At 63.4% G+C, this 19,280-nt stretch carries 16 protein-coding genes; 2 read left to right on the top strand and 14 right to left on the bottom strand.

All coding sequences use genetic code 11. The features are described from left to right. Positions 1-17 precede the first annotated feature (17 nt). The 7 genes from BG57_RS16080 to BG57_RS16050 all read right to left on the bottom strand — a co-directional run bounded on the left by BG57_RS16080 (position 18) and on the right by BG57_RS16050 (position 9,157). Positions 18-2,402, bottom strand: a complete 2,385-nt coding sequence (locus tag BG57_RS16080) for an ATP-binding protein (protein ID WP_052005847.1) — start codon at positions 2,400-2,402, stop codon at positions 18-20. Continuing rightward, positions 2,399-3,019 carry a biliverdin-producing heme oxygenase gene (locus BG57_RS16075; RefSeq protein ID WP_035966138.1) on the bottom strand — a complete coding sequence of 207 codons (621 nt, stop codon included), beginning with the start codon at positions 3,017-3,019 and terminating at the stop codon, positions 2,399-2,401. The genes BG57_RS16080 and BG57_RS16075 overlap by 4 nt, the downstream gene beginning before the upstream one ends. Positions 3,020-3,241: 222 nt before the next feature. Next, positions 3,242-3,451, bottom strand: a complete 210-nt coding sequence (locus BG57_RS16070; RefSeq protein ID WP_035966137.1) for a hypothetical protein — start codon at positions 3,449-3,451, stop codon at positions 3,242-3,244. A 46-nt stretch (positions 3,452-3,497) separates the two neighbouring features. Then, a complete protein-coding gene (gene ligD / locus BG57_RS16065; protein ID WP_035966136.1) occupies positions 3,498-6,278 on the bottom strand; it encodes a DNA ligase D in 2,781 nt (926 codons plus the stop codon). Between the two features lie 51 nt (positions 6,279-6,329). Beyond that, positions 6,330-7,235, bottom strand: a complete 906-nt coding sequence (gene ku / locus BG57_RS16060; protein ID WP_035966273.1) for a non-homologous end joining protein Ku — start codon at positions 7,233-7,235, stop codon at positions 6,330-6,332. A gap of 188 nt (positions 7,236-7,423) precedes the next feature. Continuing rightward, positions 7,424-7,978, bottom strand: coding sequence for a DUF6013 family protein (locus tag BG57_RS16055; RefSeq protein ID WP_035966135.1), 555 nt, complete (start codon positions 7,976-7,978; stop codon positions 7,424-7,426). A 162-nt stretch (positions 7,979-8,140) separates the two neighbouring features. Then, entirely contained in the window at positions 8,141-9,157 is a 1,017-nt protein-coding gene (locus BG57_RS16050; RefSeq protein ID WP_035966133.1) for a zinc-binding alcohol dehydrogenase family protein, read from the bottom strand. Positions 9,158-9,260: 103 nt separating this feature from the next. Between BG57_RS16050 and BG57_RS16045 the strand changes: the two genes are divergently transcribed. Continuing rightward, positions 9,261-10,211 (top strand): LysR family transcriptional regulator, encoded by a 951-nt coding sequence (locus BG57_RS16045; protein WP_035966132.1) that lies wholly within the window; start codon positions 9,261-9,263, stop codon positions 10,209-10,211. Between the two features lie 382 nt (positions 10,212-10,593). Next, positions 10,594-11,433 (top strand): phosphoserine phosphatase SerB, encoded by an 840-nt coding sequence (gene serB, locus BG57_RS16040; RefSeq protein ID WP_035966131.1) that lies wholly within the window; start codon positions 10,594-10,596, stop codon positions 11,431-11,433. Between the two features lie 5 nt (positions 11,434-11,438). Here the strand turns inward: serB and BG57_RS16035 are convergent, their stop codons facing one another. The 7 genes from BG57_RS16035 to BG57_RS16005 all read right to left on the bottom strand — a co-directional run bounded on the left by BG57_RS16035 (position 11,439) and on the right by BG57_RS16005 (position 19,166). Then, on the bottom strand, positions 11,439-12,632 hold the full coding sequence (locus BG57_RS16035) for a cystathionine beta-lyase (protein WP_035966130.1): 1,194 nt from the start codon (positions 12,630-12,632) through the stop codon (positions 11,439-11,441). 57 nt (positions 12,633-12,689) lie between these two features. After that, positions 12,690-13,349, bottom strand: a complete 660-nt coding sequence (locus tag BG57_RS16030) for a hypothetical protein (protein ID WP_229753805.1) — start codon at positions 13,347-13,349, stop codon at positions 12,690-12,692. 22 nt (positions 13,350-13,371) lie between these two features. Beyond that, positions 13,372-14,556, bottom strand: coding sequence for a beta-ketothiolase BktB (gene bktB, locus BG57_RS16025; RefSeq protein ID WP_035966129.1), 1,185 nt, complete (start codon positions 14,554-14,556; stop codon positions 13,372-13,374). Between the two features lie 30 nt (positions 14,557-14,586). After that, entirely contained in the window at positions 14,587-15,522 is a 936-nt protein-coding gene (locus BG57_RS16020) for a sugar kinase (protein WP_035966128.1), read from the bottom strand. 3 nt (positions 15,523-15,525) lie between these two features. Next, entirely contained in the window at positions 15,526-16,863 is a 1,338-nt protein-coding gene (rimO, locus tag BG57_RS16015) for a 30S ribosomal protein S12 methylthiotransferase RimO (RefSeq protein WP_035966127.1), read from the bottom strand. Between the two features lie 830 nt (positions 16,864-17,693). Further along, the gene (gene phaR / locus BG57_RS16010) at positions 17,694-18,266 is read right to left on the bottom strand and encodes a polyhydroxyalkanoate synthesis repressor PhaR (RefSeq protein ID WP_035966126.1); all 573 of its coding nucleotides are present in this window, start codon (positions 18,264-18,266) and stop codon (positions 17,694-17,696) included. 159 nt (positions 18,267-18,425) lie between these two features. Continuing rightward, a complete protein-coding gene (locus BG57_RS16005; protein ID WP_035966125.1) occupies positions 18,426-19,166 on the bottom strand; it encodes a 3-ketoacyl-ACP reductase in 741 nt (246 codons plus the stop codon). Positions 19,167-19,280 lie beyond the last annotated feature (114 nt).

Genomic DNA, 19,280 nt, shown 5'->3' with positions numbered 1-19,280 from the left:
ATCTGGTGTTGACTTCGTTACTGACGCTGCGGCGGCGCGGCGGAATACGGACGGGCGGCCTCGCGGCCAGTCAGGCTGCGAAACTCGACCGGGAGGGAGAAGTAGAACACCGCTCCCTCGCCCAGCCGTCCCTCGGCCCACGTACGCCCTTCGTGCCGCTCGATGATGCGCCGCACGTTGGCGAGTCCGATCCCCGTTCCCTCGAATTCCTCCGCGCGATGCAGCCGCTGGAACACGCCGAACAGCTTGGCCCCGTATTTCATGTCGAAGCCAACGCCGTTGTCCCGCACGCCGATGATGTGCTCATCGCCGCTGCGGGCCGCGAATATCTCAATTTTCGCCGATTCTCGCGTTCTCGTATATTTCACCGCGTTCGAAATGAGGTTGCGCAGCGCGAGTTGCAGGAACGCGGCGTCGCCAATGACGCGCGGCAGGTCATGAATGATCCATTCGATGCGCCGCTCGGGCGTGTCCGCCTCGAATTCCTGCACGATCGAACGCACGAGTTGCCCGAGTTCGACCGGCGCGGGGCGCAGCGCCGCACGGCCCATTTGCGAAAAGGTCAGAAGGTCGTCGACGAGCGTGCCCGCGAAACGTGCCGACTCCAGCATGTTGTTCAGGAAACGCCGGCTCTTTTCGGACATGCGCTCGCCTTCCTGCTCGCGCAGCAAGTCTCCATAACCGGCGATGTGACGCAGCGGCGCGCGCAAGTCATGCGACACCGAATACGAAAACGCTTCCAGCTCCTTGTTCGCGCGCGCTAGTTCGGTCGCCAGTTCCGCGCGTTCCTCCGCGCGCCTCAGCACGATGTTGAGGAGCGCGCCGCGCAACTCGCTCGCGATTTCCAGTTCGCCCTGACGCCACGACGCGGAATGCCCGCGTACCGTTTCGAGCCACGGGCTGAAGTCCGTGCGCGGCGCGCTCGCGCCGTCCGCACCGCGCAGCTTGACAGGCTCGCCGGCCCACTTGATGGTCTGCATCAGTTCGGGCCGGAACCACAGCAAGTAGTTCCGGAAAATCTGCGACACGGGCACCGCGAGGACGCCGCACGCCTTGTCCTGATGCGTCTTCGCCGGCGGCCATTCGCGCGCGAGCGAATCCGTCGCCCAGACGCCCGACGTGTTTTCCGCGAGCCAGTCGGTGAGCGCGCGCACGGTGTCTTCGTCGGGCGTCGCGCCCATCAGCGTGATCTGATCGTTCATGACGATGGCCGCGCCCGCCGAACGCGCGAAACTCAGCACGTCTTTCGGCACGCCGCGCAGCCCGGCGACGAAACTTTCCTGCTCGCCCATCGCGGCGATTATGCGCGCCATCGTGCGACGCAGTTCGGCGAGATATTCGGCCTCGGCGCGTTCTTCTTTCGCTTCGATCTGCAGCGACAGCATGTTGCCGAGATGCTCGATCGCGAGCCGCGTGCTGAAGGGAACCTCGCGCGGGTCGTGATGGTGACAGGAAATAAGCCCCCACAACTTGCCGCGCACGACGATCGACACCGACATCGACGCGTGCGTGCCCATGTTGCGCATGTATTCCAGATGCACGGGCGAGAAGCTGCGCAGCGCCGCGTAGGTCAGATCGGTGGCGCGGCCCGTGACGGGATTGCGCTCGGGCACGAGGCGCGCGGGGACGTAGCCGACGTCCGAGACGAGGCGGATGCGGTTGCGCAGATACAAGGCCCGAGCCTGCGGCGGAATGTCGGACGCCGGAAAAAACTGATGCAGGAACGACGCGTAATTCGCGTCGCGGTCTTCCGCGAGCACGTGACTGCGCCCTTGTGCGTCGAAGCTGTAGAGCATCACGCGGCCGAAGCCACTGATCGCCCGCACTTCGCGCACGGCAAGCTCGGCGAGTTCCTGCACCGTCTGCGCATTCTGGAGGCCGCGCGCAAAGGTTCGCACCAGCGGATACATCGGTAGGAAGGCGGAATCGCCGGACTGCGTCGCCGCTTCCATCTCGACGATCAGCGCGCCGTCGTGCCGATGGATCGTGACGTCGAGACGAGTTGCGTCGCTACGCTGCATGTGGATCGAGCCGACGTAAAGCGGCGAGTCCTCCACTTCCATCGTCGCTGCCGCTTGCATGACGCGCTGTGCGCCCTGCGCATCGACGAGCGCATCGAGCGGCTTGCCGAGCAGCGCATCGACACTGTCGCCCGTGAGCGCCGCGATGTTTTCGCTCGCCTGCACGATGCGCGGACCGGCCGCATCGGCGCTGCGTTCGTCGATGACGAGCAGATAGCCGTGCGGCTGGATGCCGCCGGGAATATGGATCGGTTCAGCGGCGCAATCCTCGCCGGCGATGCCCGAATCGAGCGTGCGGCGGCGCGCTTCGGCGTCGGGCGGGCCTGCGCTTTTCGCCTCGCCCTCGTTCGGAGCGCGTCGCGCGCCGGGGTTATCGCTCATGCGGCGGCTCCGGATGACGCCCGCGCTTCCAGCGGCTCTCCGCACAGCCAGGACTGCAGGCTTTCAAACGTGGCGATGGCCGCGCTCACGGCCGCGTCGTACTGCGCTTCGGGGACCGTGGACACGGCGGTTTCGCGGAAAGCGTTCCACATGCTGCCGGTGCGCGCGCCGTAGCCGTCGAAGTAGCGGTTGCCGATGCCCGGCTGCAGTTGCAGCAAGCGCGCGACGTGCGGCGCGATGAAACGTCCGCCGAGCGTCGAGCCTTCCATCACGTACATCGAACCGAACGCTGCACCGATACCGTCGATGCGCGGCAGATCGTTGCTGGCATCGGCCAAAAGAAGCGCATCGTGAGCGATGCGCTCGCCCGTCAATGCGGCGAGATCGGCGGCGAGCAGCGGCGTCTTGCGGCGCTCGTCGAAGAACGCGCGCAGCGCTGCAGGCATGTGCGCGCCGATCGCATCCTCCCACGGCGCGACATAGCCATAGAAGCGTTGCAAGAGAGCGACGTATTCGCCGCGCTGAAAATCGTCGCGCATCAGATCGAGCGAGTTCTCCAGCCGTGTGTGGCACGCGGCAGTTTCATTCTTCAGGCGGGACAGAAGGTCATGTTGCATTGTTTGATCGTGTCGGCTGCGGCGCCGGCGATACCGCGAAAGGCGTACTGATAGGAAGGGCTTACCGGTCTGACGCGTGTGAGCGTCGCTTGAATCGGTAAAAGCGTGCAGCGTGGCGCGCTTTTCGTGAATAGCGAATCATTCTACGCAACCGGCCGCCGCCATGTCATGCCCAACGCTCGCATCCGGTCCCTCCTCGTGTCGAAAAATTCACTAGCCGGTTCATTGCTTCGGCTGGCCGCTGCCATCGAGATTGCCGCGCCGGTCGGTATCGACGAGTCCGCGCTCGATGTCTTCATGCGCCTGCTTGCCGATATCGCGCGGCTCCGCTTCCTCCTGCGACTGCGCGTTTTGATCCGTTTCATGCGGCAGCGGCGGCTTGGCGGCATCTTCGTCGCGCTGGTCCTTGGGCGATTCGTTCGTCGTTTTCATGTCGATGTCCAGAGTTTGCGTTGATGTGTTCAGGTTGACCGACGCCTCACCCGCCGATACCCAGCCGCTTCTTCATCTGCACGGTGAGCCGCTGACGCGACTTCGCATAGCCTTCCCACGGATCGGCGGCGAGCGCGTCCATGCGTGCGCGCGCGTTGCGGATGTTCCATTGATCGCCGCTCGTGGTCTCGTCCAGCTCGTCCCAGTTGATGGGCATCGACACGCCCATGCCTGGCCGGGCGCGCAACGAAAACGCGCAGACCGTGCTGGAGCCGCGATTGTTGCGCAGATAGTCGATAAAGATTTTGTCGCGCCGGTTCTGCATGCCCATCTTGGCCGAGAACAGCTTCGGCAGCGTCTTCGCCATATGCTGCGCGACCGCCTGTGAGAACGCCTTCATTTCGTCCCAGCCGGCCTGTTTCGCGAGCGGCACGACCACGTGCACCCCCTTGCCGCCGCTCGTCTTGCAGAACGACGTGAGCCCGAGTTCTTGCAGCAAGTCGCGCGTGAGTTTCGCGGCTTCGAGCATGCGGTCCCAGCCGACGCCCTCGCCCGGATCGAGATCGAACACCATGCGATCCGGCTTCTCGATGTTCGACACCAGCGAGTTCCACGTATGCAATTCGATGGTGCCCATCTGCGCGGTGCCGACGAGCGCCTGCGCCGATTCGACGGTCAACAGTGGCGGATGCTCGGGGTCGGCGTCCGGATGCTGCGTGATATGCGGAATCGCGAGCCTCGCGCTGTGCTTCTGAAAGAACAGCTCGCCGCTGATGTCGTCCGGCGCGCGCACCAGCGACACGGCCCGGTCGTGAAGATGGGGCAACATCCATTCGGCGATCGACGCGTAATACTCGACGACATCGAGCTTCGTGAGGCCAGTGGACTTGTCGATCACCCGATCCGGGTGGCTGATCTTCACGCCTTCGATTTCGCTCGTATTCGCTTTGGAACGCGTCTTCGCCGCGGGTTTTGCCGGCGCTTCCTTCGCGGCGGATGTGCGCGCCGCCGTCTTGCGAGCTTTAGGCTTTTTAGCCGTGTCTTCCTCGACTTCCGCTTCGACTTTTTTAGCCGATGCCGGCTCTTCCTTCACGATCTGCCGCGCCGGTTTGTCGTCACGCAGACTGACGAACGATGCTTGTCGCACGATGTGCTCCTTGGTCCATTCCGCGAAGTTGCATTCAGCCACGAGTTCCGGCTTTACCCAGTGCACGGGCGTCCGGCTGTGCTCCTGCGGCTCGCGCTCGAAAGGCATGCGATCGGTCTCGCGCTTGTCGAGTTCCTTTTTCACCGCGACGAGCGTCGCATGATCGAAGCCGCTGCCGACGCGCCCCGCGTATTGCAGCTTGCCTTTGCCGTCATACACGCCGAGCAGCAGCGCACCGAACTGCCCGCGGCTTCCCGAAGGCTCCGAATAGCCGCACACGACGAACTCCTGCCGCCGCCGGCACTTCAGCTTGATCCACGAATTGCTGCGCCCCGATACATACGTGCTGTCGATGCGCTTGCCGATGATCCCTTCCAGCGACATGTCGCAGGCGCTCTTCAACAGATCATCGGCGCTGAAGGCGAAGTCCTCGGAATAGCGCAGCGCGGCATCGCCGACGGGTTCGACGATCGCCTTCAACAAGGCGCGGCGCTGCACGAGCGGCACGTTGCGCAAGTCATAGCCGTTGAGGAAAGGCAGATCGAAGAAGTACACGACGATGCCTTGCGGACGGCCGACATCGAACGCATTCTGCAGCGCCTGAAAATCCGGCAGTCCGCGATCGTCGAGCACGACGGCTTCGCCATCGAGCCAGCCGCTTTCGATATCCAGCTTTTCGAGCGCCTTCACCTGCTTTGGAAACTTGGCGGTCCAGTCGTTGCCGTTGCGCGTGTAGATGCGGATATCGCGCTTGCCGTTCGATTGCTCGATGCGCGCAAGCACGCGATAGCCATCGAACTTGATTTCATAGGTCCATTCGTCGCTGGGTGGCGCGGCATCGACGAGTGTCGCGAGTTGCGGCTTGAGCAGCGCGGGAAGCTTCGCTTTCGCCGCGCCTTCTATCGCCGGATCATGCGAGAGCGCGCGCAACGATTCCGCATTGCGCGTCGCGACGATATCTGGATGCGCGTGATCATCGGCCTTGTCGCTCGCGGCCTTCGCTGCACGCGGAACCGTTCGCCGCGATGCCGGCTGCGCCTTGCGCTCGGTGCGATCGCGCAGTTCGCCGTTTTCCAGCCGCGCTCCGAGCGAATCGGACAACACGCTTCCCGGTTTCTTCAGGAGTACGTCGTATTCGGCTTCGGGACGCGCTTCATCGTCGCGTTCCTTGATGAGAAACCATTGCTCCTTGTCGCCGCTGCCGCGCATGTGACTCCGCACGAGCGTCCAGCCGCCTTGCAGCTTCTCGCCGTCGAGGATGAACTTGAGCTTGCCCTTTTCGTACTCGCGCGCAGCGTCCTCGGGGCCGCCCGTCTGAGGCGCCCACGTCCCGCGATCCCACACGATGACGCTGCCCGCGCCGTAATTGCCCTCGGGAATATCGCCTTCGAACGAGCCGTAATCGATCGGATGATCTTCGACATGCACCGCTAGCCGTTTCACCGATGGATCGAGGCTCGGTCCTTTCGGCACCGCCCATGATTTCAGCGTGCCGTCGAGTTCGAGCCGAAAGTCGTAGTGCAGGCGACGGGCGTCGTGTTCCTGGATGACGAAAGAAAGTGCCTTTTTTACGGGCTTTTTCGTGCGCGATGCCCGGCGCGCGACGGTCTTCTGTCCCGATGGCTCCGGCGTCTCATTGAAGCGCCGCATGCGCTGATAGGTTTCGAGCTTGGCCGTCATCGTCGTGAAGGCTCCTTAACCGGTGCTTTCATGGATTGCGGATCATCGCTGTCAGGCTCGCTTGCGACGCACCGTCTTGCGAGCCGGCCGCGCCGGTTCCTCGCTGGCGTCATCGCCCGAATCGTCTTTCGCTCGCGATGCTTTCCCGCCCTTCGCCGCGCCGCCGCTCTTGAGGCTGCGCTTGAGCAGTTCCGACAGATCGAGGATGTCCGCGCTCGCCTTCTCTTCGCCACCTTCCTCGAACTTCATCACTTCGGCGATCTTGCCTTCCTTCACCTTCTGATCGACGAGTTTCATGATGTCGTCGCGGAACGTGTCGTGATACTTCGTCGGGTCCCAGGAATCGCTCATGTCGTCGATGAGGCGCTTGGCCATATCCAGTTCCTTCGGCGTGACGCCCGCTTTCTTCGTGTCCTCATCGGGAAACGTGAACTGGGAGAAATCGCGAACTTCGTCGCCCCAGCGCAAGGTGTTGAGCGCGAGCGCGGGACCGACCGGGATCAGCGCTGCCAGATGCTGCTTGTTATGCAGGACGACGCTTGCAATGCCGACCTTGCCGGTGTCCTTCAATGCGTCGCGCAGCAGCGCATAGACCTTCTCGCCTTTGCGATCGGGCGCGAGGTAGTACGGCGTATCGAGCGACAGGAACGAGATTTCCGGGGCATCGACGAACGAGAGAATATCGACCGTCTGCGTCGACTCGGGATTGGCCGCGCGGATTTCCGCATCGGTCATCACGACGTACTTGCCCTTCTCGTATTCGAATCCGCGCACGATGTTGTCGCGCGTAACGTCCTTGCCGGTGTTCTTGTTGATCTGCTTGTAGCCGATGGGATCCATCGAGCGCTTGTCGAGCAGATTGAAGCCAACTTTCTCCGACTGTGTGGCCGGATAAAGTTGCACGGGGACGTGGACCAGCCCGAAGCTGATCGCGCCTTTCCAGATCATGTGCGGCATCGCGGGCACCTCGCTGTCGGAACGGTCGATGATTGCGCCGAACGTGGAGATGCGGCGCATTGCGCATCGTGATGAGTCGCAGGAAGCGTGCCAAGCGTGGCTGTGCCGGTTGAATCGGGCGGTGGCGCTGGTAGACCGTTAGTTGCAGGTTAAGGCTGCATGCAAAATTCACCTAGCATGCCGATGACTCACTTCCGGCTGGCGGTGACGGTCAGCTGTGTACCGTCGTCGAGCGTGACCGTCTTCTTCGAGCCAGTGGACGTGGGCATCGAAAAACGGATGATCTGGCTGAGATGGTTATCGCCGGGACATTGCAGCGTCTTGCCGCCCACGGTCACCTTGCTCGTCCCCTTCGGCGCGTAAGCGCGGAAACTGAGCTGCACATTGGCGACGCCGTTATCCGCGATGACCGGCGCAAAGCGGATCTGCACCTGCTTCACGGCCAGGCCTTCCGCGCTGCGCGGCACCGATGAGACCTGCAGACACGCATCCGGCACCGGTTGTGCGCCGTTTGGCGCGGTGCCCTGCCACGTGAAGTCGTCCGTCTGGCCGGAGCGGATCGTGCGCGTCTCCTGCTCGTTGCCGAAGTTCTTGGACGCCATCTTGATCGTGTACTTGATCGGGCCGTCGTTGGGCGCTTCGGACAGGACCTTGATGCCGGGCGTCGCGTGAGCCGTCGCGAGCGCAGTCATCGCGAGCATGGCTGCGATGGCGCGGCGGCCTTCGTTCGAACGTCGATTCATCCGGCACCTCCGTGACAAGCACTTGATGATGATCCGGCGCGATCGACGCCGAATCGGCTTATAGCGGAGTCAGTCTAGCGCCGCGCGTGTCCGGCCTTTCTCATGGAAAACCCGAGGCAGCCGCGCGGCAAAACGAAGCACCGGACCGTTTCAAACGCGGCTTCAGAAACCCGTCAAGACCAGCTTGCCGATTGCCCGCCCTTCTTCCAGAAGACGATGCGCTTCGCGCAAATTGGCCGCATCGATCTTGCCGATGTTCTTGCCGAGCGTCGTGCGGATCGTGCCTGCGTCGATCAGCCGCGCCACTTCGGACAGCAGCTTGTGTTGTTCGATCATGTCAGGCGTCTTGAACATAGCACGCGTGAACATGAACTCCCAATGAAACGCGGCGCTCTTCGCCTTCAGCAAATCGATGGCGAGCGGTCCCGCGTTTTCGACGATCGTGCAGATGCCGCCTTGCGGCTTCACGACTTCGGCGGCTGCCGGGAAATGCTTGTCGGTGTCGTTGAAGATCAGCACGTAATCGACCTGGCCGATCCCCGCGTCTTTCAGTTGCTTCGGAATGTCCTCGAAGTGATTAATGATGCGATCCGCGCCCAGCTCCTTTGCCCATTTCGCGGATTCCGGCCGCGACGCCGTCGCGATCACATGCACCTTGGCGACTTGCTTCGCGAGCTGAATGCCGATCGACCCGACCCCGCCAGCGCCGCCGATGATGAGCACGGTCTTGCCCGCGTCCTTGCCTTCGGCGGACACCTTGAGCCGGTCGAACAGCGCTTCCCACGCGGTGATGGTCGTGAGCGGGAGCGCCGCGGCATGCGTGAAATCCAGCGATTTCGGCTTCGCGCCGACGATTCGCTCGTCCACCAGATGGAACTCGCTATTCGCGCCCTGACGCGTGATGTCGCCGGCGTAGTAGACCGGGTCGCCGGCCTTGAAGAGCGTGACTTCGGGGCCAACCGCTTCGACCACGCCCGCCGCGTCCCAACCGAGCACGCGCGGCGTTTCCTCCACCTTGTCTTTCGGCGCGCGCACTTTCGTGTCGACCGGATTCACTGCGATGGCTTCGACCTTCACGAGCAAGTCGCGGCCTGTAGGTGTGGGTTTGTCCAACTCGATATCGACGAGCGATTCCGGATTGGAAATCGGCAGATAACGGGTCAGGCCGATGGCTTTCATGATGGCTCCTTGTGTTGAACTCGAACGATGGAGTCATGGTAGCTTGCATGCGGCATGCAAAAAACGCGATAATCCTTGAAACATTTTTCGGGGAATCCATCAAATGGGCGAGTTCCTGTCCGAGGGCACGCGCGACCGGCTCGATCTGCTGGACGTTGCGCTCTTCGTGCGAGCCGCGGCGCTCGCGAACCTGTCGTCGGCGGCGCGGGAGTTCGGCTTGTCGCCTGCGGTGGCGAGCGCGCGCATCGCGGGACTGGAGCGAATGCTCGGCGCGCGGCTTCTGCACCGGACGACGCGGCGCGTGAGCGTCACGCAGGAAGGCGAAATCTTCGCGACGCATGCGCGCAGCCTGCTCGATGCGGCCGAAGCGGCGCGGGCGTCGGTCGGCCGGGCGCTGGAGCAGCCGCACGGAAGGCTGCGCGTGACGATGCCTTCGTCGCTCGGCCGGCAGCATATTTCGCCGCTCATCCCCGATTTCTTGCGGCAGTATCCCGCCGTCACCGTCGATCTGCGCATGACTGATCAGATCGTCGATGTGGTCGATGAAGGCATCGATCTCGCGGTGCGTATCGGCGCGCTGAAGGATTCGACGCTGGTTGCGCGCAAGCTCGCGAGCAATCGGCGCGTGCTGTGCGCGTCGCCGGCCTATCTGGCGCAACACGGCACGCCGCGCCATCCAGCCGATCTCGCGCAGCACGAATGCGTGATCCTCGCGAACCAGCGCGACTGGAGCTTCGTCACGCCGACTGGCGTCATCGATGTGCGTGTATCGGGCCGGCTCGTGACGGACAACGGCGAAGTGATCCGCGATGCGCTCGCCGCGGGCATCGGCATCGGACTGAAGTCGACATGGAGCGTCGCGCCGCTTTTGGCGAGCGGCGAACTCGTGACCGTGCTCGATGACTATCCGCTCGCGCAGACCGTCGCGATCTGGGCGGTGTATCCGAGCCGCGCGTTCGTGCCGCCGAAGACGCTGGCGTTCATCGAGTTTCTGGCGGGACGGTTTGGGGAGCCGCCTTATTGGGACAGGGAGCCGGGGCGGGTGCAGAGGTAGGGCTGTAAATCGTGCGTTTGCATTCTGCGTGCTGTGTGTTGCGTTTGGCGTGCTGCATGCAATTGCTGCCCGGCCGCCGCAACAGCAAGCCGCACCTAAGACGCCGCTACGAAGCGGCTTCGAGAAAAGATCCTCCAAATCAAATGCTGTGTGCTGCATGCAAGTCGCGGCGCGTCCGCGTCTCAGTCAATGAAGCAGCGAAGAAACCGTCGCGTGCGGTGCCGCTCCACCAACAAGTCACTGCCCCGGCACAACGTCGAGCAGCGGCAATTGCATATTGCATGCATCACGCATAACGCAAACCGCCGCTCCGGCAAGCGTTTCAAGAATCCCCGCCGCGCCCCGTACAATAGCCGTCTGCGCAACCTCCGCACCGTCTTCGATGAACCTCGTCATCCAGAGCCCTGCCCCAATATCCGATTCGCACCTGAAGCCGCTCGCCGCTCTCGCCCGCTCGACCGAAACAGCGCGCATCGACGACACACTCCTGCGCTTGTCCGAGGCCGATCCCCTCCAGCGTCCCGACATCGACGCCTATTGCGGCACACATGCGCTCGACTACGCGTACATCGAGCCGCAAGCGCAACTCTTCGATTTCGGACTCGTCGCGATGGACATGGATTCGACGCTCATCACCATCGAATGCATCGACGAAATTGCGGACTTTTGCGGTCTGAAAGCGGAAGTCGCGGCGATCACCGAAGCGTCGATGCGCGGCGAGATCAAGGACTTCAACGAAAGCCTGACGCGCCGCGTGGCGTTGCTCAAAGGTCTGGACGCAAGCGCACTCGAGCGTGTCTACGAAGAACGCCTGCGCCTTTCGCCCGGCGCGGAACGCATGCTCGAAGGCGCACGCGCCGCCGGTCTCAAGACGCTGCTCGTTTCAGGCGGATTCACATTCTTCACGGAGCGATTGCAAGCGCGGCTTGGCATCGACTACACGCGGGCGAACACGCTCGAAATCGTGGATGGCAAGCTGACGGGCAAGGTCATCGGCGAAATCGTGAATGCCGATGTCAAAGCGCGCACGCTGCGCGAGACGTGCGAGAAGATCGGCATCGATCAGAAGCGCGCCATCGCAATGGGCGACGGATCGAATGACCTGAAGATGATGGCCGAAGCGGGATTGTCGGTGGCGTTCCGCGCAAAGCCGGTCGTGCGCGAGGCCGCCACCGTCGCCTTCAACTTCGTCGGACTAGACGGCCTGCTGCGCCTGTTCTGAAGCGATCAGCCCAGCGCCTTGACGAGCGCCGCCTCGAGATCCGCGCGCAAGTCGGCTTCGTCTTCAAGACCGATATAAAACCGCACCAGCACGCCCTCGTGCGGCCACTGCGACGCCGTGCGCATCGAGCGGACGTTGTAGGGCATCGCGAGACTGTGCGCGCCGCCCCAGCTCCAGCCAATCGCGAACAATTCGAGCGCCTCGACGAAAGCATCGACCTGAGCCGCGCTATAGCGCCCGTCGAACACGATCGAGAACAGGCCGCCCGCGCCGCCTGCAAAATCGCGCTCGTAGAACGCGTGGCCGGGGCAGTCTTCCAGCGCCGGATGCAGCACCGCCGCCACTTCCGGACGCGTCTTCAGCCAGCGTGCGAGCGCGAGCGCCGAGCGGTCGTGCGCTTCGTAGCGCAGTTTCATCGACGGCAGGCTGCGCAGCACCAGCGATGCATCGTCCGCCGAAACGCCGATACCCATGCGCATGCGCGCGCGCTTCAGCTTCTTGTGCAGCTCGACGTCGCGCGTGATCGTCGCGCCCATCAGGATGTCGCTGCCGCCCGACTGATATTTCGTCAGCGCCTGCACCGAAATATCGACGCCATGCTCGAACGGCTTGAACGCGAGCCCGGCCGAATATGTGTTGTCGATGGCCGTCACGATGCCGTGTGCCCGCGCCACGACAACGATCGCGGGCACGTCCTGCACTTCCATCGTCACCGAGCCCGGCGCTTCCAGCCAGATCAGCTTCGTGTTCGGCCTGATTGAATCGGCAATGCCCGCGCCGGTCATCGGATCGTAATAGGTCACTTCGAGCCCGAAGTCGGCGGCGAGCCAGTCCGCGTGCTCGCGATTCGGCGAGTACGCGTTGTCCGGCACCAGCACGTGATCGCCCGCCTTCACCAGCGCGAAATACACGTTCGATATCGCCGCCAGACCAGAAGGCTGCAAGAGCGCGTGCTCGCCGCCTTCGATCGCAGCGAGGCGTTGGGCGAGCGCGATCGTCGTCGGCGTGCCGTGCAGGCCGTAGCGCCACTTGGAATCGTCGCTCCAGACGAGCGCGCGCATCGTCGCGAGATCGGGAAACACGACCGTCGACGCCCGCGCCACCGGCACCGCAAACGACTCGAAGCCGGGCGTGATGCAATCGTTCGGCTGCACGATGCGGGTTTGCAGGTCGCGGTTCTGGCTGCTTGAATCGGTCATGAATAAAAAGCGATGAGATGAAAAAGGACGGGCGGCGCCCGGTTGCATGCAATAAACCTATTCGCCGATGATCACGTTGCTCGTGCCACCGACGGCGTTAGCCGGCGGCAGCGGCGGCGCAGGTTCCAGCGAAGGCGCGGCCTGACGCGCCGCGCCGCCGCCAGCAGGCGCGGGCGGCAATTTCACGCCGGCCACGGCAGGCCGCAGGTCGAACGGCTGCGCGTTGGAATCGTCCGGATTCATGCGCTCGCCCGACACGCTGCCGTCCGCCTCGAACTTGCCGATCCAGTTGCCGGTGATGTGCGTGCCGTCGTTCGATTCTTCGATTTCGAGCGTGTCGCCGTCACGGTCGCCGGCGACGAGAATCACCGAAGGGCTGCCCGCGAAACGGTATTCGCCGTGCACACCGGACGGCTCGTCCGTTTTCGCGCCGAGCTTCATCTCGATCTGCCTGCCGCCGAGCGTGCCGACATAACGCGGAAAGCGCGCGTACTCCGGATTCGGCGACAGCGGCTTCTGTGGCGGCAAGGCGAGCGTGCGGATGGCGTCGTCGGCGCCGTGGGACTCGCCCTTCGGCGCGACGCCGTTTGCGGCGCTCGACGTATCCGGCGGCATCGGCGAATTGCAGCCCGCGAGCGCGAGCGCAAACGTCAGCGATGCCGCGGCCATCGTCATCGGCCGGACCGGAAATCCCGGCCGCCTCGTTGCTTCTTTCATGCTTGCTTCCTTCGATACAACGTTAAATGCGCTCGAAGATCGCCGCGATGCCCTGCCCGCCGCCGATGCACATGGTCACCAGCGCATAGCGGCCGCCGATGCGTTGCAGTTCGTACAGCGCCTTCACGGTGATGAGCGCGCCCGTCGCGCCGATCGGATGGCCGAGCGAAATGCCCGAGCCGTTCGGATTGACCTTCGCGGGATCGAGTTTCAGTTCCTTCGTGACGGCGCAGGCTTGTGCGGCAAAGGCTTCGTTCGCTTCGATCACGTCGAGGTCGTCGACGCTCAGGCCCGCGCGTTCCAGCACCTTCTGCGTCGCCGGCACGGGTCCGATGCCCATGATCTTCGGATCGACGCCCGCGTGCGCATACGCGACGAGCCGTGCGAGCGGCTGCAAACCGCGCTTCTCCGCGACGCCCCGCTCCATCAGCACGACGGCCGCCGCCGCGTCGTTGATGCCGGATGCGTTGCCGGCCGTCACCGTGCCGTTCTCCTTGGCGAAGACCGGCCGGAGCTTGGCGAAGTCATCTGCCGTGGCGTTCATGCGAACGTGTTCGTCCTGGTCGAAGACGGTATCGCCCTTCTTCGATGCCAGCGTGATCGGCAGAATTTGTTCCTTGAAATAGCCCGCCTCGACGGCCTTCGCCGCGCGGCGGTGCGATTCGAGCGCGAGCGCGTCCTGCGCCTCGCGCGTGATGCCGTACTTGTTCGCGACGTTTTCCGCAGTCACGCCCATGTGGATCTTGTCGAACGGATCGTTGAGCGCGCCGAGCATCATGTCGACGATGCGCGTATCGCCCATGCGCTGGCCGAAGCGCGCAGCCGGCATCAGATACGGCGCGCGGCTCATGCTTTCCGCGCCGCCGCCGATGGCGATATCGGCATCGCCCAGCAGGATGGACTGCGACGCCGATATGATCGCCTGCAGGCCCGAGCCGCACAGCCGGTTCACCGTTAGCGCGGGCGCATCCTTCGTGACGCCGCCGTGCAGTGCGGCGACGCGCGCCAGATACATGTCGCGCGGCTCCGTCTGGATCACGTTGCCGAACACCACATGGCCGCCTTCGTCACCCGATACGCGCGCGCGCGAAAGCACTTCCCGCACGACGCGCGCGCCGAGATCGCCCGGCGTGAAGTCCTTCAGCGCGCCGCCAAAGTCGCCGATTGCCGTACGCACGCCGCTTGCCACCACCACTTCGCGCTTCATGTTGTCGTCTCCTGGGTCTGTGTTCTCGGATTATCCGGCGAGCGCGCGTTCGACAGCCGCCCGGCCGGGAATGGGCGCGACTGCGCCGAAGCCTTGCGTCGACAATGCCGCCGCCACGTTCGCATAGTGCGCGGCGGTGAAAGGATCGTCGCCCGCGACGATGCGCGCGATGAACGCGCCGCCGAAGCAATCGCCTGCGCCGGTGGCATCGACTGCATTGACGACGCGGCCCGGCACCACGCGCCGCTCCGCGGGCGTCGCGATATACGCGCCTTCCTTGCCGAGCTTCAACGCGACGACTTTCGGACCGAGCGCGAGCAGCGCGTCGACGATCGCGTCCTTGTCGTCGAGGCCGGTGAGCGCGGTGACGTCGTCATAGCTCGGCAGGCAGATATCGGTCGCGCGGATCGTTTCGAGCATCACCGCGCGGGCGCGTGCCAGCGGCCACAGCTTCAGGCGCAGGTTCGTATCGAAGCTGACCGCGACGCCGTTCGCGCGGGCGTGATCGATGGCGGCGAACGCGGCATCGCACGCGGCAACGCCGATCGCGAGACTGATGCCCGACAGATGCACGACCTTCGCGCCCGCGATCATGTCGAGCGGCAAGTCCGACGGCGCATAGCGGCTCGCCGCCGATCCGGCGCGCAAATAGTCGAAGCGATGCCCGCTCTCGCCATGCGATACGAAATAAACGCCGGTGGGCGCGTGCTGGTCGATGCGCACGGCGGAAGTATCGACGTTTTCCGCGCGCCACAGATCGAGCAGCAGTTGCCCGAAGTGATCGTTGCCGACGGCGGAGACGAAGCCCGTTGCCGCGCCTTGCCGCGCCGCCGCGATCAGGAAGTTGGAGACGTCGCCGCCGAAGCCTTGCAGGTAGTTCGGCTCATTGCGCTTTGACTGATTAAACTCGATCATCGCCTCGCCGAGCGCGAGGATGGCTGGTTGCTGCGGAATCTGCGGCGTCATCGTTTAGACCTCGCCCCAGAGATCATGGCCGTCGGCCCCGGTGATTTTCACGGAGACGAAATCGCCGGCCTTGTAGCGCTTGGACGCCTTCGCCGGCGGCGCGATATACACGACGCCGTCGATTTCCGGCGCATCCGCTCCCGTCCGGCCGACGCCGCCTTCGCCGCTCACTTCGTCGACGAGCACCTTCAGCGTCTTGCCGATCTTCTTTTTCATGCGCTTCGCCGACAGCTCCTCGGCCAGTTCCATGAAGCGCGCGCGGCGTTGTTCGCGCACTTCGTCGGGGAGCGCGCCGTCGAGTTCGTTCGCGGTTGCGCCTTCGACCGGCGAATACGCGAAGCAGCCGACGCGGTCCAGATCCGCTTCCTTGATGAAGTCGAGCAGCGTCTGGAACTGCTCTTCGGTCTCGCCGGGGAAGCCCGCGATGAACGTGCTGCGGATGGTGAGATCGGGGCAGATGGCCCGCCACGCCTTCACGCGCTCGAGCACCTTCTCGGCGTTGGCCGGGCGCTTCATGCGCTTCAGCACTTCGGGATGCGCGTGCTGGAACGGCACGTCGAGATACGGCAGCACGTGACCTTTGAACGGGCCTTCGGCCATCATCGGGATGACTTCGTCGACACTCGGATACGGATAGACGTAGTGCAGCCGCACCCATGCGCCGTATTGCGCGGCCAGTTCGCCGAGCGCGCCGACCAGTTCGGTCATGCGTGTCTTGAGCGGCTTGCCGTTCCAGAAGCCGGTGCGGTATTTGACGTCGACGCCATAGGCGCTCGTGTCCTGCGAGATGACGAGCAGCTCCTTGACGCCGGACTTGAAGAGATTTTCCGCTTCGAGCATGACTTCGGCGATGGGCCGCGAGACGAGATCGCCGCGCATCGAAGGGATGATGCAGAACGAGCAGCGATGGTTGCAGCCCTCGGAAATCTTCAGATACGCGTAGTGACGCGGCGTGAGCTTGATGCCGGCGGGCGGCACGAGATCGACGAACGGATCGTGCGGCCTGGGCAGATGCGTGTGCACTGCGTTCATCACTTCGTTGGTAGCGTGGGGCCCGGTGACGGCGAGCACTTTCGGATGCACTTCCTCGATAAGCCCGGTGCCGCTTGCGCTTTTCTTTGCGCCGAGGCAGCCGGTGACGATGACCTTGCCGTTCTCGCTGAGCGCTTCGCCAATGGCGTCGAGGCTTTCCTGGACGGCTTCGTCGATGAAGCCGCAGGTGTTCACGACGACGAGATCGGCGCCGTCGTACGTGCCGGAGATTTCGTAACCTTCGGCGCGGAGTTGAGTGATGATCTGCTCGGAATCGACGAGGGCTTTGGGGCAGCCGAGGCTGACCATGCCGATTTTGGGCGCTGGCGCGGTGGCGGTAGGCTTGACTGGTGTATTCACGGGATATTCGGGGAGAGGCACGGTTGCGGGCGTGCATGCCGCTCGGGGTGCGGCGAATTCGCTATTTTAACCGCAATGGGTTGGCGGCTTTCGCGGCGGCTTGGTCGTGCTTCCGTGGTGCTTTTACGGCTGTCGGCGGTCTTGTTCGGCAACCGCCTGCCCGGCGAGGATGAATTACGTGGCTGTCGACTGAGTTGGCGCTTCAGCGTCTTACTTGGGTCCATGCGGAAAGAGCGGCTTCGGGCCCGACGCACGAATCCGAGCGGGCACGCTGTAGAGCAGCGTTGGCACTGAGCTTGTGTACAGCCTCGGATCACCATCCGCGTCGGCCGGGCGGTAATGTGCTCGGCGTCCTTTGGCTCGACAAAACCATCTGTGCGCGAACAGGCTTAACGGGCGCGAGGACGGTGACTCGGGAAAGCTAACATCGCTCGTGGTGGGACGCGGCGAGCCGCCGTTTTCTCTCGTCGCAACACTGGAATGTACCACTGGTGTTAACGAGCCAAGGGGCTCGGAGGACTTAAGTGTTCAGCGGGCGCGGAAGGTGATTCAAGGCTGTTCACCAGCTGAGTGCCACCGCCGCTCTACGAAGTGGCTATACCAGTCAGTGCTTCGGGCCCAGAAAAAGCTGCTTCGGTTACTGTCTTCGCACGGGACCGAAGTAAGGCGCAGAAGCGCCAACTCTGGTCGACAGCCAAGAAAGTGACCGCCGCCCCGGGAGGGGCGCACTAATAAACCGACACGAAACGAAGACACCCAAGCGAGAGCGAAAAAAAACCTTATTTCTTCTCCCCCGGCCCCTGCGGCCCAGGAAACGGAAACGTATTGAACATCGACTTCGCCTGATTCTGCATCTGCTCCTGCATTTGCACGAACATATTCTTCGACTGCTCGATGTAGTTGGTCATCATCCCCTGCATCATCGGCGCCTGCATGTTCATGAACTGCGACCAGACTTCCGGATTCAGCGCATTGCCGTCATAAATGCCCTTGCTCTGCTCGGAGAGCTTCTGCTGGATATCGATGAACGCCTGAATATTCTTCTCCAGGTACGTGCCCATCATGCCCTGCATCGCGTGACCGTAAAAACGGATGATCTGCGAGAGCATCACCGATGAAAACATCGGCAACCCGCCGCTCTCCTCTTCGAGAATGATCTGCAGAAGGATGCTGCGCGTCAGGTCGTCGTTGGACTTCGCATCGAGCACCTTGAAGTCTTCCTGATCGAGGACGAGCTGCTTCACATCCGACAAGGTGATGTAGGTGCTCGTCTCCGTGTCGTACAGCCGGCGATTCGGATATTTTTTTATCAGCCGCTCGGCGGATTTCTTTGTAGTAGTAGGGGTGGTCATTGAACGCCTTTAAACGCAAGACTTTACTGCGATGGCAGCAGGCATGTCTTGCGTTGTCGCAAAAAAGCGTTGCTGCTGGGTCGCCGCGTCGTTGATATATCCGGCAAGCGCGGCCAGCCGGACAGGCGCCCCGGGCGCCCGGCCGGCCGCCGCCGCCCGTCAGCCCATGTGCAAGCCACCGTTGAGCGAAAAGTCCGCGCCGGTGGAAAAGCCTGATTCCTCCGAAGCCAGCCACGCCACGATCGAGCCGATCTCGTCCGGCGTGCCCAGACGTCGAACAGGAATGGTCGCCACGATCTTCTCCAGCACTTCAGGACGAATGGACTTCACCATGTCCGTGCCGATATAGCCCGGCGACACGGTGTTCACCGTCACGCCCTTGGTCGCCACTTCCTGCGCCAGCGCCATCGTGAAGCCGTGAATGCCGGCCTTCGCAGTCGAATAGTTCGTCTGGCCAAACTGGCCTTTCTGCCCGTTCACCGACGAGATATTGATGATGCGGCCCCAGCCGCGCTCCACCATGCCGTCGATCACCTGCTTGGTCACGTTGAAGAGACTCGTCAGGTTCGTGTCGATGACAGCCGTCCAGTCTTCGTGCGTCATCTTGCGAAACACGACGTCGCGCGTAATGCCTGCGTTGTTCACGAGCACGTCGACCTCGCCGACTTCGGCCTTGACCTTTTCGAATGCGGCCTTGGTCGAATCCCAATCGCCGACATTGCCTTCCGACGCGATGAAGTCGTAACCGAGCGCCTTCTGATCTTCGAGCCATTTCACGCGGCGCGGAGAATTCGGACCGCAGCCCGCGACGACCGTGAAGCCATCCTTATGCAGACGCTGGCAAATGCTCGTGCCGATGCCGCCCATGCCGCCCGTTACATACGCTATGCGCTTCGTCATTCCCGACTCCCTTTTCGTTATGCGGGCTACGCCTGACCGCGCCGCCCGCTTCGCTCATCTCCGTGCCGCCGACGCGTCTTACAGACGCTCGACCGCCAGCGCGACGCCCATGCC

Source organism: Caballeronia grimmiae (assembly GCF_000698555.1).
GTDB classification, from domain to species: domain Bacteria; phylum Pseudomonadota; class Gammaproteobacteria; order Burkholderiales; family Burkholderiaceae; genus Caballeronia; species Caballeronia grimmiae.
This window is presented reverse-complemented; position numbering and strand designations above follow the sequence as displayed.